This is a genomic window from Phocaeicola faecalis, from assembly GCF_021730445.1.
Lineage (GTDB): Bacteria > Bacteroidota > Bacteroidia > Bacteroidales > Bacteroidaceae > Phocaeicola > Phocaeicola faecalis.
The window spans coordinates 114410-129577 of record NZ_JADNRM010000011.1 but is presented as its reverse complement, the minus strand read 5'-3'; the positions used below and the strand labels follow the sequence as shown (position 1 = coordinate 129577).

11 protein-coding genes and 1 pseudogene are annotated in these 15168 nt (G+C 45.7%); 5 read left to right on the top strand and 7 right to left on the bottom strand.

Going from position 1 to position 15168, the window contains the following annotated elements; genetic code table 11:
- Together IR173_RS11875 and IR173_RS11870 are read left to right on the top strand one after the other, a co-directional pair.
- A pseudogene (locus IR173_RS11875) lies at positions 1-2164 on the top strand (peptidase domain-containing ABC transporter); the annotation flags it as partial.
- A gap of 162 nt (positions 2165-2326) precedes the next feature.
- Positions 2327-3088: an HlyD family efflux transporter periplasmic adaptor subunit gene (locus tag IR173_RS11870; protein ID WP_237039809.1), complete on the top strand. Its 762-nt coding sequence runs from the start codon at positions 2327-2329 to the stop codon at positions 3086-3088.
- Positions 3089-3398: 310 nt separating this feature from the next.
- Here IR173_RS11870 and IR173_RS11865 read toward each other — a convergent pair whose 3' ends face one another.
- The 5 genes from IR173_RS11865 to IR173_RS11845 form a co-directional block, all read right to left on the bottom strand.
- Positions 3399-4718 carry a TolC family protein gene (locus IR173_RS11865; RefSeq protein WP_237039808.1) on the bottom strand — a complete coding sequence of 440 codons (1320 nt, stop codon included), beginning with the start codon at positions 4716-4718 and terminating at the stop codon, positions 3399-3401.
- Positions 4719-4720: 2 nt separating this feature from the next.
- Positions 4721-5818, bottom strand: a complete 1098-nt coding sequence (locus tag IR173_RS11860; protein ID WP_237039807.1) for an efflux RND transporter periplasmic adaptor subunit — start codon at positions 5816-5818, stop codon at positions 4721-4723.
- A 61-nt stretch (positions 5819-5879) separates the two neighbouring features.
- Complete coding sequence (locus tag IR173_RS11855; RefSeq protein WP_237039813.1) at positions 5880-7121, bottom strand: ABC transporter permease; 1242 nt, start codon at positions 7119-7121, stop codon at positions 5880-5882.
- 4 nt (positions 7122-7125) lie between these two features.
- Positions 7126-8379 (bottom strand): ABC transporter permease, encoded by a 1254-nt coding sequence (locus IR173_RS11850; protein WP_237039806.1) that lies wholly within the window; start codon positions 8377-8379, stop codon positions 7126-7128.
- An 11-nt stretch (positions 8380-8390) separates the two neighbouring features.
- Entirely contained in the window at positions 8391-9110 is a 720-nt protein-coding gene (locus IR173_RS11845) for an ABC transporter ATP-binding protein (RefSeq protein ID WP_237039805.1), read from the bottom strand.
- Between the two features lie 152 nt (positions 9111-9262).
- Here IR173_RS11845 and IR173_RS11840 point away from each other — a divergent pair, with 152 nt between their 5' ends.
- Positions 9263-10240 (top strand): ROK family protein, encoded by a 978-nt coding sequence (locus tag IR173_RS11840; protein ID WP_237039804.1) that lies wholly within the window; start codon positions 9263-9265, stop codon positions 10238-10240.
- Positions 10240-10629, top strand: a complete 390-nt coding sequence (locus IR173_RS11835) for an L-rhamnose mutarotase (RefSeq protein ID WP_237039803.1) — start codon at positions 10240-10242, stop codon at positions 10627-10629. The genes IR173_RS11840 and IR173_RS11835 overlap by 1 nt, the downstream gene beginning before the upstream one ends.
- Before the next feature lie 322 nt (positions 10630-10951).
- Here the strand turns inward: IR173_RS11835 and IR173_RS11830 are convergent, their stop codons facing one another.
- Positions 10952-11092, bottom strand: a complete 141-nt coding sequence (locus IR173_RS11830; RefSeq protein WP_154653392.1) for a hypothetical protein — start codon at positions 11090-11092, stop codon at positions 10952-10954.
- A 491-nt stretch (positions 11093-11583) separates the two neighbouring features.
- The gene (rplS, locus tag IR173_RS11825; protein ID WP_005935875.1) at positions 11584-11937 is read right to left on the bottom strand and encodes a 50S ribosomal protein L19; all 354 of its coding nucleotides are present in this window, start codon (positions 11935-11937) and stop codon (positions 11584-11586) included.
- Positions 11938-12166: 229 nt separating this feature from the next.
- Here rplS and IR173_RS11820 point away from each other — a divergent pair, with 229 nt between their 5' ends.
- On the top strand, positions 12167-15136 hold the full coding sequence (locus IR173_RS11820; RefSeq protein ID WP_237039802.1) for a glycoside hydrolase family 3 N-terminal domain-containing protein: 2970 nt from the start codon (positions 12167-12169) through the stop codon (positions 15134-15136).
- The last annotated feature ends 32 nt before the right edge of the window (positions 15137-15168 follow it).

Genomic DNA, 15168 nt, shown 5'->3' with positions numbered 1-15168 from the left:
CAGACGCTCCGCTCCCGCTCCTTCCTCACACGCGAGGGGGTGTCCATGCTGGGCATCAGTGACGCGGCGGAATCCATCGGTTTCCGCACATCCGGGGTGCGTATTACCCTGAAGCAACTGGAGGAAGACATGCCGCTGCCGTGCATCCTGCACTGGAACCAGAACCACTTCGTGGTGTGCTATGACATCAGGAAGAAAAGGAAGGGATGCAGGTTCCATATAGCCGACCCCGCCTCGCGGAACGTCATATACACCGAAGAGGAAATGAAGAAATGCTGGCTGGTGACAAGGGCGGAAGGGGAAGAAAAAGGAACGGCACTTGCCTTGGAACCGGCCCCCCGATTCTATGAACACGAGGACGAAAAAGAGAAGGAAGGCAGGAACAGCCTGACTTTCTTTTTCAAGTACCTGTTTCCCTATAAAAGACAAATCGCTCACTTACTCCTGGGAATGTTGGCTGTGAGCCTCTTGCAGCTGATATTCCCTTTCCTTACGCAATCATTGGTGGATGTCGGGATTCGGGACGGGAACCTGGGCTTTATCACGCTGATTCTGACAGCCCAGCTCATCGTCTCCGTCTCCCAACTATCCGTGGAGTTCATACGGAGCTGGATATTGCTGCACATGAACACGCGCATCAATATCTCACTCATATCAGACTTCCTGATAAAGCTGATGAAGCTGCCGTTGCGCTTCTTCGACACCAAGATGATAGGGGACATCATGCAGCGCATCGGAGACCATAACCGCATCGAGAGCTTCCTCACCGGCTCATCGGTCGCAACGCTGTTCTCGTTTGTCAATTTCTTCATCTTCGGATGGATACTGGCTTATTATAATCCGGTCATACTGGGCATCTTCCTGGCGGGGAACACGCTGTATGTGTGCTGGGTGCTCGTGTTCATGAAATATCGAAGGGAGCTGGACATCAGGCGTTTTGCACAGGCTGCCGGGGAGCAGAGCAGCCTGATACAGATGGTGACCGCCACGCAGGAGATAAAGCTGAACAACTGCGAGAAGCAGAAAAGATGGCAGTGGGAAAGGATTCAGGTGAGACTGTTCAAAATCAGCATCCGGGGGCTTGCGTTGGGACAGGTGCAGCAGACGGGCTCCGTGTTCTTCAACCAGACCACGAACATCATCATCTCCTTCATCGCTGCCCGGGCTGTGGTGGACGGACAGATGACACTGGGCATGATGGTGTCGCTGACCTACATCATCGGGCAGCTCAACGGCCCGGTCACGTCGTTCATCGGGTTCGCACAGCAACTGCAGGATGCCAAAATCAGCCTCGAAAGGCTCAATGAGATACACGGGAAGGAGGACGAGGAGCAGGAGATGGCCTCCAGACTCTCCGCCCTGCCCGAAAACAGGGACATCACGCTCAGCCATGTGTCCTTCAGCTATGACGGCGCTGACCGGGATTACGTGCTGGATGACGTGTGCCTGAGCATCCCCCAACACAAGGTGACCGCCATCGTGGGTGCCAGCGGTAGCGGAAAGACCACGCTGGTCAAGCTGATGCTGGGCTTCTACACGCCCGGCAAGGGGAGCATCAGGCTGGGAGAGACCCCGCTTGGAATGATAAACCCGCACCTGTGGCGGGCAAAGAGCGGGGCGGTGATGCAGGACGGATTCATCTTTTCCGACACCATTGCAAACAACATTGCCATAGGAACCGAACAGCCGGACACCGAACGGCTGAGGCATGCGGTNCAACATTGCCATAGGAACCGAACAGCCGGACACCGAACGGCTGAGGCATGCGGTAACCGTGGCCAATATAAGGGAGTTCATCGACTCTCTCCCGCTGGGCTATAACACCAGAATCGGTATGGAGGGGAACGGGCTCAGCCAGGGACAGAAACAAAGGCTGCTGATAGCAAGGGCCGTTTACAAGAATCCGGAATTCCTCTTTTTTGACGAGGCGACCAACGCCCTGGATGCCAACAACGAGAAGGATATAATGGAACACCTGCACGAGTTCTACCGGGGAAAGACCGTAGTGGTGGTGGCGCACCGTCTCAGCACGGTGCGCGACGCGGACAAGATTGTGGTGCTGGACAAGGGGAAGGTGGCGGAAGAGGGCACACACAGGGAACTGACGGAGAAACGTGGACTGTACTACCGGCTGGTGAAGAACCAGCTGGAACTTGGGAACTAAGGAAAGGAGGACGGCATGGACGAGGAACGGACACATANNNATGGGATTGTCGTGCTGCTGGGCATAATGGTCGTCGTCCTTGCCGGCAGCGCCTGTTTCAGCTATCCCGACACGGTGGAGACGGAGTTCGCACTCACCACGCAGCCCCCGCCCGCCTACATCATGGCGCATAGCGCGGGCAGGATAGAACAGCTGTATACCGCCAACGGACAGGCTGCCGGCAAGGGCGACATACTGGGGGTGATAGAGAATGTGGCGCAAACCGAAGACCTGTTCGAATTGAGGGAACGGATGAAGGAGTGGAAACAGGGCGGAAGCCGCACCGAACAGGTGGGAACACTCTTTTTCCACCGTATCCCGGAGCTGGGAAGCGTGCAGGCAGCGTATTCCTCCTGTCTGCTGGCCTGGAACAACTACCTTCAGCACATGCAGGAAAGCAGGACGTATGAGACGGAGGTGGCCAACACCGTGGCCGGGCTTTTCAACGCCTTGGGGGAATGGGAGAAAAGCTATCTGCTGACAGCCCCCGTGGAGGGGACGGTGGCGTTCATGCAACTGTGGAAAAGAAACCAGAATGTGGAGGCGGGAGAGACCATGTTTGTCATAGTCCCGCACGCTGCCGCTTTGCCCGTGGGAAAAGCCCTGCTTCCCATGGAGGGAATAGGGAAAGTGCAGATAGGGCAAAGAGTTATCATCCGGTTGCCGGCGTTTCCGGAACAGGAGTTCGGAACCGTAGAGGGAAGTGTGGAGTCCATCTCCCCCGTGCCCGACGAACAGGGAAGGTTTGTACTGGAAATAGCACTGCCGCAGGGACTGACCACCCGCTATGGCAAAGAACTGCCTTTAATCAAGACCATGACGGGGACGGCATCCGTTGTCACGAAGGAAAAAAGCCTGCTCAGCAGGTTGCTGAATTTAAAATAGTCTTTAAGAGACGGAAGAACTGGCGGATGTTCTGTTGAATGATAAGTTAGATATCCCTAGAGTACACGACTGGATAAATTGGGAAGGTAAAATCATGAAAACAATCCATATTTTGCTTTTTGTTAGCGCNGAATTTAAAATAGTCTTTAAGAGACGGAAGAACTGGCGGATGTTCTGTTGAATGATAAGTTAGATATCCCTAGAGTACACGACTGGATAAATTGGGAAGGTAAAATCATGAAAACAATCCATATTTTGCTTTTTGTTAGCGCAGGTGGCAGAATATGGATTGTTTGTGGATGAATTCGAATTATTCCAGTGTCAGCGGTATTCCTTTATAGAAGTCCAGGATTTTGCTCCTGAACAGATAGTCATATTTGGATTGCACCATGTCTGATGTGGCTTTCATCCAATTGGTACGCATCTCATTATATTCTGTGGCAGTTGCTTTTCCATTGGCATATTTCTCGCTCATCAGTCGGAAAGAGGCTTCGGCTGATTCGGTTGCCGTGCGACTACTTTTGAATTTGCTTTCGGCGGCTACGGCATTGTAATAGGCCTGCTGGATTTCTTTGAATAATAATTTCTTGCTTTCTTCCAGTTTCCATGACAGGGCAGTGCGCTGGATGCGTGCCATCTTTACTCGGTTGCGGGTCTCAAAGCGGTTGAACAACGGGATACTGAGTGAGAACTGGAAATATTTATTGAAGTTTTGGTGCCATTGACTGTTGAAAGAGACATTCTCTTCTCCGGCAATCTTATAGTAGCTGGTACCCAGTCCGGCTCCGAAACTTAATTGCGGATACCAGTTGCTTTGGGCAATGCGTATATTCTTGGATGCACCTTGCAAACGATATTGTGCAGCTTTTATCCCGGGTTTGGTGAGGACGGCATCGGCATAAATGTCTTCGGGCAGAGAAAGCGAATTGAAATTATCATCTACCTTGGGCGATACAATGCGGAAACCGTCCGGTGTGGGAAGTTCCAATAGTTGGCTTAAATCCAGAAGGGCTAACCGGTAATTGTTGTCGGCTTGTACGGCAGACATCTCGTCTTGCGCCACACGTGAGCGTGCCTCATATACTTCCGCTTCGGATGCTTTGCCATTTTCAAAAAAAGCGGTTTTCAGTTTTAATTGTTCACGGCTCAGTTCTACTTGGCTGTGTGCAATCTTTGCCAATTCTTTATCAAAGAGCACTTGAAGATAAGAGGAAGTAACCTGTATGCTGATATCTTCCTTGGCTTTATTCAAGTCTTCAATGGCGGCTTTCAGGTTAAGCTTGCAGAGGGCTATGTTGTTGGGTATCTGCAAGCCGGTGAATAACGGTACATTGGTTCCCAATGAGAAATTGGTGTTTTGTGTATTGCGGTTTCCATAAGTGTTGTCTGCCTGTAGAGCGCGGCCGAAGTTGAATGATTGTCCCACATTTCCGTTCAGGTTTGGCAGACGGCTCCATCGGGCTGTATTCAGTTCCACTGTATTTTGGTCGCGTGTGGCTTCCTGTTGTTTAATGCTTAAATTGTGTTCGATAGCATAGTCAATGCATTTTCGTAAGTCCCATTCCTCTTGTGCGAAAGAGGGGAGGCAAGATGCGGTTGCCACTATCAGGGTTAATATTTTAGCTTTCATTCTTATTTGTCTTTTTTAGTTCCACGTACAATATCATTGGCCTGCAAGCCGTTTTTAATTTCTATTTTTATTCCGTCACTCATTCCGGCAGTCACCTGCTTGCGGATGAATGTTTGTTGCGGAACGCTGTCGGTCAGTACATACACGAACGTAGAGTCTCCACTGAATTCGATGGTACTTTCGGGTACCGCCAGAACTTTGTCGGCATGCTGTAATACGATTTCGGCATTGGCGCTATAGCCTGAACGGATGGTAACACTGTCGGGGACGGTGATAGCTGCTTTTATTTCAAACTGGTTGGCGCCGTTTTCCTCTACACCTTTGGGAGAAATATATTCCAGTTGTGCATCAAAAATCATATTCTGCAAGGCACCTAGCGTAATCTTGACAGGAATTCCTTCGCGTAGGCGACCTACTTCTGTTTCGTCTATATTCCCGCGGAAAATTAAGTCGTTCATGTTGGCGACGGTGGCAATTGTTGTACCGTCATTGAACGTATTACTCATGATAACAGAGTTTCCTGCTTTTACGGGTACATCCAGAATCAGTCCGTCGATGGTGGAACGGATGAGTGTGCTGCTGAATGAAGCACTGTTTTTAGTGATGCCTTCCTTGATGATCTCAAGATTATCTTTGGCCGTTTGAAGTTCTTCGCGCACTTGTTTGACTGCCACTTCGCTCTTTTCAAATTCTTCGCTGCTTATCAGCTTGTCAGCATATAGTTTCTGCATACGGGCAAAGTCTGTTTCTCCTTGTTTGGCATTAATTTCTGCCAGACGCACCCGGCTTTCGGCAGAGTTAAGTTGTCCCAGTTCGGGAATAACTTTTACTTTAGCTATCACTTCGCCTTTTTTTACTGTCTGTCCGGCTTCTTTATATACTTCGTCGATGATTCCCGAAATCTGTGGCTTAATCAAGATTTCATCTCTCGGTTCTATCTTGCCGGTGGCAACGGTAGTTCTTTTTAAGTCTGCTATTTCGGCTTTTTCTGTGTTGTACACCGTTTCTTTGGGCTGTGATTTCTGATAAAGGAAGACGAAAGTTCCCAAGAAAATGAGGGCTACGATGACTAGTAACGCAATCTTTACATACTTTTTCATATTTGTTTGTTTTATTGTTTTTACTTCATTGAATTGATTATGTGTCAAGTGGTCGGGAGGATTATTCGTCCCGGATAGCTTCTATCGGTTTGATGGCCATGGCGCGGTAGGCAGGTGCCAGTCCTGCCAGTGTGCCGAGAATCATCAATAGAATGCAGGCTCCGATGGCCATCCAGAAACTAATCTGAAAATGAGCCGGGGTATCCGAATGGGCGGTTCCTATTTCCATCATTTGCAAGATAAAAACAGAGAAACAGATGCCCGACATTCCGGCAATGATAGTCAGCACCATACTTTCGGAGAGAATTTGGTTCATAATGTCTCTGGGCTTGGCACCGATGGCACGCCGGATGCCTATTTCGGTGGTACGTTCTTTGACTGTCACCATCATAATATTGCTTACACCGATGGCGCCTGCCAGTAATGTTCCCAATCCGACCATCCAACTCAAAATCTTGATGCCTTTAAACAGGTTGTCTATCATGCTGAACATTGCTTCCGCATTTACAGTCACCAAAGCCTGCTTGTCGTCGGGATGGATGAGGTGTGCCTGTTTGATAACTTTGTCTACTTTCTTCTCTATCTCGGAAATGGAATATCCCGGTTTGGCCGTATAGCACAGTAATTGGATTTTCTGTCCGAAATTATAGTTCTGTTGTATGGTGGTGAAAGGAATGGTGATACTGGTAAGTGCATTGCCCTGCAGACTCATATTGCCGGCAGTGGTACTGATACCGATAATCTGATAGTAAATTCCGTTAATGCTCAGAAATTTGCCGCATGGGTTATCGCCATTCGGAAATAAAGTCTCGTGGATGCGTTTGCCGATGACACAAACTTTTCTACGCTCTTTCACGTCTACCATATTGATAAAACGTCCTTGCACGATGACCGGTTCCTCTATATTTGTATACTCAGGATATACGCCCTTGAGGGTACAATTAATCTTGTTTTCTTTGTAGAGGGCTGTCATGCCCCATTTGGCTATGGTAGGTGTCACCACTTCTATTTCGGGGATGGCTTGGCGAACACGTTCCACATCCTTATTCTCTAAATCCCACCAGCGTCCTTTTCGGAAGCCTTTGTAAGCTTTGCTGGTTTGATTGGTTCCCATAAAGCCGGAGTTGGTGGCGAATCCGTCGAACTGGGCTGCCAGCATGTCCTGCATACCTTGACTGCCGCCCATCAGGGCTACCAGCATAAAAATGCCCCAAAATACACCGAAGGCAGTCAGCAGGCTTCGTGTTTTGTTTCTTGTGATGGTAATGAGTATCTCCTCCCATCTGTCTATATCTATTCTTATCATATTAATCTGCTCTAAGTGCTTCAATAGGACGAATCATAACGGCTTTGCGGGCCGGGAAGAATCCTGCCAGTGTGCCGGCTATTATCAGGGTAAGGGTGGACTGGATGGCAATATTCAGACCTACGGTGGGGTTCAGGAATACGGTAGCCGAAGCTACACCGATATCCATCACCTGTTCTCCTGCTACTGCATTCATATATTCGGTAGCGGCGATGCCTGCCACCATACCTATATATCCAAAGAAAGTGGTGATGGCTACGCTTTCTGCAATAATCAACCAAAGAATAGAGATTGGTTTGGCTCCCAATGCTTTGCGTATGCCGAACTCGCGAGTACGTTCCTTGACTGTAATCAGCATGATATTACTTACGCCCACAATGCCGCTTAACAGGGTGAAGATGCCGATAACCCAAATGGCTGTGTGCAAAATGTCGTTACCCTTTTGTTGCTGTAAGTATTGAGTGAACCGGTTGGAAATCCATATCGCTCCACGGTCTGTCGGGTCGAAACGCTGATGGTTGCCGATGGCTTGTCGATATTGTTTCTCGAAATCTTCGTTGGCTTTTTCTGTAGGTAGGTTTTGTGTAAGGAATACTAAAGTCTCTAATTTATCGCCTTTATTGTATATCAGTTGCAAAGTCGTGAACGGAATGTAGGCCGAGGGAGAGTAGTTGCCCATATCTGTATAGACTCCTACCACTTGGTAGGCCAGTCCGCTGGCATTTACATATTTTCCGATGACATTCGCGTCTTTCTTGCCGAATAGCATTTCTACGGTCTTTTCATGCAAAAGGATGACTTTCCGTTTTTCTTTGATATCGGGCTTGTTAATGAAACGTCCTGTCTTTATCGAGATGGCGTCAATATGCAGATATTCGGGGGTAACCCCTTCCAGCATAAGAGAAACGTAATCTTCTCCGTAACTCAAATTGACGCTACTTTGCTCTATGGTAGCACCGACGGCAGTGACATTGTCTGTAAATCCACTTGTAATTTCCATATCCTTTTCCGTCAGTTTGATGCTTCTGCCTTCTTTCAGTCCGTCGAAAGGCTTGTTGGTCCATCCCGGATAGATTTTCATGGAGTTCAACGCCCGTCCTCCGGCATTGCTTTCAAAAGCATTGATTAGTCCATTGCCGGCTCCCAGAAGCACGATGAGCATAAAGATACCCCATGCCACAGCAAAACCGGTGAGGAATGTGCGCAATTTATTGCGTTTTATGGTTCCGTATATTTCCTGAATAAGGTCTATCATATCTGTTGCTGTTATTTCATGAAACCATTTTTTCCGAAAGGAGAAGAATCATGGTCGAGATTTTCTTCGATGCGTTCGATAAGACCGTCTTTGATATGGATAATCTTGTCGGTCTGGTTGGCAACGCCACTCTCGTGGGTGACTACTACGATGGTTAGGCCTTCTTTTTCATGCAAATCCTTTAATATCTGCATTACTTCTACCGATGTTTTGCTGTCTAGTGCCCCTGTGGGTTCGTCTGCCAGGATGATTTGCGGTTTCGAAATCAGCGCGCGGGCAATAGCTACACGCTGTTTTTGTCCTCCTGAAAGTTCGTTGGGCATGTGGTGCGCCCATTCTTTCAATCCGAGTTTTTCCAGATATTCCATAGCAAGCTGATTTCTTTTCTTTCGACTCACTCCTTGATAGAACAATGGGAGAGCTACGTTTTCCATTGCATTTTTGAAGGAGATGAGGTTGAAGGACTGGAAGATGAAACCAATCATGCGATTCCGGTATTCTGCGCTTTTTGTTTCACTGAGGTTCTTAATCAGTACATCATTCAGGTAATAATTGCCTGAATCATAGTTGTCCAGAATACCCAATATATTTAATAAGGTAGACTTACCGGAACCGGAGGCGCCCATAATAGACACAAACTCACCTCTTTTTATATTGAGGTTGATGCCTTTCAAAACGTGCAAAGGCGCTCCGTTGTGATAGGTTTTGTTGATATTCTCTAAATGTATCATAACCGATGAAATTTATTCGTGTTTGAATAGTTAGACGTGCCTGCTCTGTGAAAAGTTGCAGGGATACACGAAATAATTGAAAAAAAATTTGCTCTCTTTTTTCGCATTCAGTACATTTGTTCCCAATAACTAACCCTAAATTATAACATATCATGGTAACAGGCATGGAAAAACCCTACGTTGTAGGTATGGACATCGGCGGAACTAATACAGTTTTTGGTGTTGTAGATTCACGTGGTAACGTATTGGCTACCGATTCAGTTAAAACACAGTCATACTCCAAGATAGAAGATTATGTAGAAGCTGTATGCACAAAGTTACGCCCCTTAATCGAATCTTTTGGCGGAGTAGAGAAAATCAAAGGTATGGGTGTAGGTGCCCCTAATGGAAATTACTACAACGGTACTATTGAGTTTGCTCCTAACTTGCCTTGGAGGGGTGTGATACCTTTGGCTGCCTTATTTGAAGAAAAAATAGGTGTTCCCACAGCCCTGACCAATGATGCTAATGCCGCTGCTATCGGTGAAATGACTTATGGCGCTGCTCGTGGTATGAAAGATTTTATCATGATTACTTTGGGTACCGGTGTAGGTAGTGGTATTGTAGTAAATGGTCAGTTGGTGTATGGACATGATGGTTTTGCAGGCGAACTTGGACATGTTATCGTGCGTCGTGAAAATGGACGTCAGTGCGGTTGCGGTCGTAAAGGTTGTTTAGAAACTTATTGCTCGGCTACCGGGGTAGCACGCACAGCCCGTGAATTCTTGGTTGCACGTCCCGAGCCTTCTTTGTTAAGAGATATTCCGGCAGAGGAAATCGTATCGAAAGATGTATTTGATGCTGCTGTAAGAGGAGATAAATTAGCACAGGATATATTTGAGTATACCGGACGTATTTTGGGTGAGGCTTTGGCTGATTTCATTGCATTCTCCAGTCCTGAAGCAATTATTCTGTTTGGTGGTTTGGCTAAATCAGGTGATTATATCATGAAACCTATTCAAAAGGCAATTGATGACAACATCTTGAAGATTTATGCCGGAAAGACTAAACTGATGATTTCCGAATTGAAAGACGCCGATGCTGCTGTATTGGGAGCAAGTGCATTGGGTTGGGAAGTAAGAGATATCTGATGGAAAATAAAACGCAAGGATATAAAGTCCGTGAATATCACGGCCCGGTGAAGCGCTATTGTCAGATGTTGAGTCTGAAAGACGACCCGGCGCTGATTGCAGAATATCGGAAACGTCACTCTGAAGGAGAGGTGTGGCCGGAGACTTTGGCGGCAATTCGCGAAGTCGGTATTCTGGAAATGGAGATTTATATTCATGGCACTAATTTATTTATGATAGTGGAGACTCCGCTTGATTTTGATTGGGATACGGCCATGGCTAAAATGGCTACATTGCCTCGTCAGGAAGAATGGGAAAACTACATGTCTGTTTTTCAGCAAGCAGAGCCGGGAGCTTCTTCAGCTGAAAAATGGCAGTTGATGGACCGAATGTTCCATCTCTACATATAAGATTATATTCTAAGCGTGTGCTTTATGGAAAAGGGGGTTGTGTCAAAACGTGGATAATGCTGTCGTTTCGTTCGTAGGGGCGAGGTTCGCTCGCCCGAAAACAGTTTACTTTGTGTCTTCGGGCAGGCAAACCCTGCCCCTACAGCTGACGATTGGATAGGCCGTTTTAGTTTTGACACACTCCCCTTTTGTTTGTGCTTAATGGTTCGTCAGTTATGCTTTATGATAGACTCTTTATAAAAAAAGAATGTTTCCCCGGAAATGAGGAAACATTCTTTTCGTTATTATAAATTATAAACTTGTGTTCTCAATGGTAAAGCCATTAGGCATTGGCCTGTTGGCTCATTAACTTGTGAAGCTTGTATTGCAAAGACTGGCATGCAGCTCCCTTTCTCATTGCTTTGTATCTTTTCAACTGATACTGCAACATCTCGATTGTGTCATTTGTTCTTTTCATTTCCATAATTACATCTTTTTGTGTTCTCCCGTTTAGAGAACTGGTTAATCCTTAAAACCTTTTTCTTTTCTTTTATTGCTCTGCAAAGATAACACCAAATGAGTGAAATATGTTTTTCAACATGCTTTTTATGCCTTTGTTTTAACTTTTAATATTAAAAAGAGCGTTGGCTTAATATAAATTTAGAAATAAAACTGTAATATTGGCATCTATTGTCTGACATAGAAATGTTCCTTAACAAAAATGACAGGACATATTAAAACGTGTTAGAAAACATACTTTTTTTCTTGTTTTATTTGCGTATTCCATTAAAGTCCGTACCTTTGCAGTGTGTTTTTCATAGTATTAGATTTAAGGTTAACAAAGGTTGGAGCAAGGCGTTGCTCCTTTTTTTATGCCTTGATGTTTTATGCACTGCTAAAGAGATTTAGTTATATGAAATAAAAAAGGAACGCTCCTGATGGAAACGTTCCTTTTTTATGTAGGGATAATAAGTCTTACGCGTTAACTCTTTTTTCTTGAATTCTAGCCTTCTTACCGGTAAGAGCACGTAAATAATACAATTTAGCGCGACGAACTTTACCAACTTTGTTAACAGTAATACTGTCAATAGCCGGAGATTCGATAGGGAAGATACGTTCAACACCTACAGTTCCAGACATTTTACGAACGGTGAAACGTTTTTTGTCACCATGTCCGGCAATTTTGATAACAACACCACGGTACAACTGTACACGTTCCTTGCTACCTTCAACGATACGGTATGCTACTGTAATAGTATCACCAGCTTTGAATGAAGGATGCTGTTTGCCAGTAGCAAATGCTTCTTCAGCAATTTTAATTAAATCCATTTTCTTTGATTTTAAATTGTTTATCGTTACAACGCAACATATCAAGTAACTCTTCTTTGACAGCGATTGCGCGAAAGCGGTGCAAAATTAGTGGTTTTCTATCACACAACCAAATATAATTTCATATATTTTCGTCTGATATAGTTGGCGGCTTTTTCTTTTTTGAGTACATTTGGGCAATAAACGCTTTAAAAGCGTGTGGAAAAAAGAAGGATTAAGCTGTAATAGAATGAAGAAAATCGTTTTACTATATATATTATGTGTATTCGGGCTTCCTTTGTATGCCCAACAGGTGCCTAACGTTTTGAAAAAAGGTGGGGCTGACAGTGCGGAATGTCGTGAATGGGTGGAGAAACAACTGTCTGAAATGAGCTTGAAAGAGAAAATAGGACAATTATTCATACATACAGTCGCTCCTCTCAATACGCAGCCTAACCGGGCGAATATACACAATGCCGTTAAAGAATATAAGGTGGGAGGATTGTTGTTCTCAGGGGGGCAGGTGGAGAATCAGGCAGTATTGACGAACTATGCGCAAGAATTATCGAAAGTGCCCTTATTTATTACTTTTGACGGTGAATGGGGGCTGGCCATGAGGCTGAAGAATACTCCCCGTTTCCCCCGCAACAGGGTGTTGGGCTGTATTCAGGATAATCAATTGCTCTATGAATATGGCAAGGAGGTTGCCCGTCAATGCAAAGAGATAGGGGTGCAGATTAATTTTGCTCCTGTTGCCGATGTAGATATCAATCCGCGTAACCCTGTTATCAATACTCGCTCTTTTGGTGGCGATTCGAAGAATGTAGCCCAAAAAGTGGTTGCATATTCTCGCGGATTGGAGGATGGGGGAGTACTTTCCGTTGCCAAGCATTTTCCGGGACATGGCGATACGGAAGTGGATTCTCATAAAGCGTTGCCTGTGCTGAATTTTGACCGCACCCATTTGGACAGTATTGAATTTTATCCGTTTAAGGAGGTGATTCATGCAGGATTGGGAGGAATTATGGTCGGCCATCTGGAAGTACCTGAATTGGGAAAGAATCCGGCTTCGTTGTCTGCTCATGTTATTGACAATCTGCTTTGTCGGGAGTTGGGCTTTCGGGGGTTGGTATTTACGGATGCACTCGAAATGAAAGGGGTTTCCCAAAATGAGAACTTGTGCGCCAAAGCGTTGAAGGCGGGCAATGATTTGTTGTTGGCTCCGCGCAATCTGAAACGAGAACTGAATGGAGTGTTGGAAGCGGTGAAGAATGGTCAGCTTTCTGAGGAGGAGATAACAGAGAAATGTCGCAAGGTGTTAACTTATAAGTATGCTTTAGGACTAAAGACGAAGCCTCATATTCAGGTGTCGGGACTTGATAAACGATTAAATCGTCCGGAAGCAAAAGAATTGATAAACCGTTTGCAGAAAGCGGCTATCACTGTTGTTGATAATGCCGGCGGTGTTTTGCCTTTGGATGCCAAATTGCGCGGTACCACCATACTGAATATCGGAAAACCTTCCTCCGGGCTTGAGTTTTACAATCGGTTGGGACAGTATTTACCTTTGAAGCGTATTGTGGCAACATCCGATTCGATGTCAGCCATCAGACAAGAGTTGATAAACAGTCAGCGTGTCATTGTGGTTATTAACTCTAATGATTATAATAGGTATAAGCCGATGCTGGAGAGCTTGCCCGGCAACTTGCCTGTTGTTTATGTGTATCTGATACCCTTGAAGTCTATGTCGGATATGGAGGCGTGTTGGAAAAAAGCGGCAGCGGTTGTGTTGGGGCATACGGATGAGCTTGATATTCAGCGTCAGGTGGCAGATATGATGGCGGGAAGAGCCGTGGCGGACGGACGTCTGTCTGTGGCCGTTGCCGGCTTGTTCAAACCGGGTGACGGAGTAACTATGACTCCTAAAACACCTCGCATTTACAAACCTGAAGATTATGGTATGAGTTCCGGCGTATTAAAGGAGATAGACGAGATAGCCCGTGAGGGAATCAAAGCGAAAGCTTATCCCGGCTGCCAGATTCTAATCTTGAAAGATGGCGCACCGGTATATGATAAATGCTTCGGAACCTTTACTTATGAAAAGTCTAAGGAAGTTGAGGCCGATAATTTGTATGATTTGGCTTCGCTGACCAAGACTACCGCTACTTTGCTGGCCGTTATGAAGCTGTATGATATCGGGAAATTCGGGCTGACTGACCGTATCTCAGATTATATTCCTATGCTGAAGGGGACGGATAAGGAACGCATCACTATTGAAGAACTGTTGATGCATCAGTCCGGATTGCCTGCCTTTTGGCCGTTCTATAAGAAAACGATAGATGAAGAAAGCTATACAGGAGCCTTTTATAAGGCAAGGCCGGATGCTAACCATCATAAGCAGATAGACACACGTCTGTTTGTGATTGATCATTTCGGGTATAAAAAAGAACTGGTGTCGAAAGTTTTTTCATCAGATTATCCTTTATTGGTGTCGGACAGCATGTATGTGCACCGTTCTTTCCGTGATTCGGTATTACAACAAATAGCCAAGGTTCCTTTGAAAGACAGGCGGTATCGTTACAGTGATTTGAACTTCATGCTATTGAGAGAGATGGTGGAGAATATAACAAAGATACCGATGAATATTTTCCTTCAAAAAGAATTTTATAAACCGATGAAGATGGAGCATACCTTATTTCTGCCTTTGCGACGTTTCGATAAAGATGAAATAGTGCCTACCGTGAAAGCTGATTATCTGCGTAAGGGAGGTATGCTGCAGGGGTATGTGCACGATGAGTCGGCTGCATTCTTGGGTGGGGTGTCGGGCAATGCCGGACTGTTCTCTACGGCAGGTGATGTGGCTAAGGTGTATCAGATGTTGATAGATGGTGGAGTATATGAAGGAGTGCGTTATCTGAGTAAGGAGACTTGTGACTTGTTCCTTACCCACACCTCTAAGATAAGTCGCAGGGGACTTGGATTTGATAAGCCGGACAAGAAAAATGAGGCAAAAAGTCCTTGTGCTGCCGAAGCTCCGGCAGAAGTAGTAGGACATACCGGCTTTACGGGCACATGTGCATGGGCTGATCCGAAGAATAAATTAATCTTTGTTTTTCTGAGTAATCGTATTTATCCTCGTCCTTTTGATCATAAACAGTTGATGAGGTTAAATATTCGTCCGCGCATCCAACAAGTTATGTATCAGGCAATGACAAAGTAAACGTATTTAGATTAAATACAAATTAGTGTAAT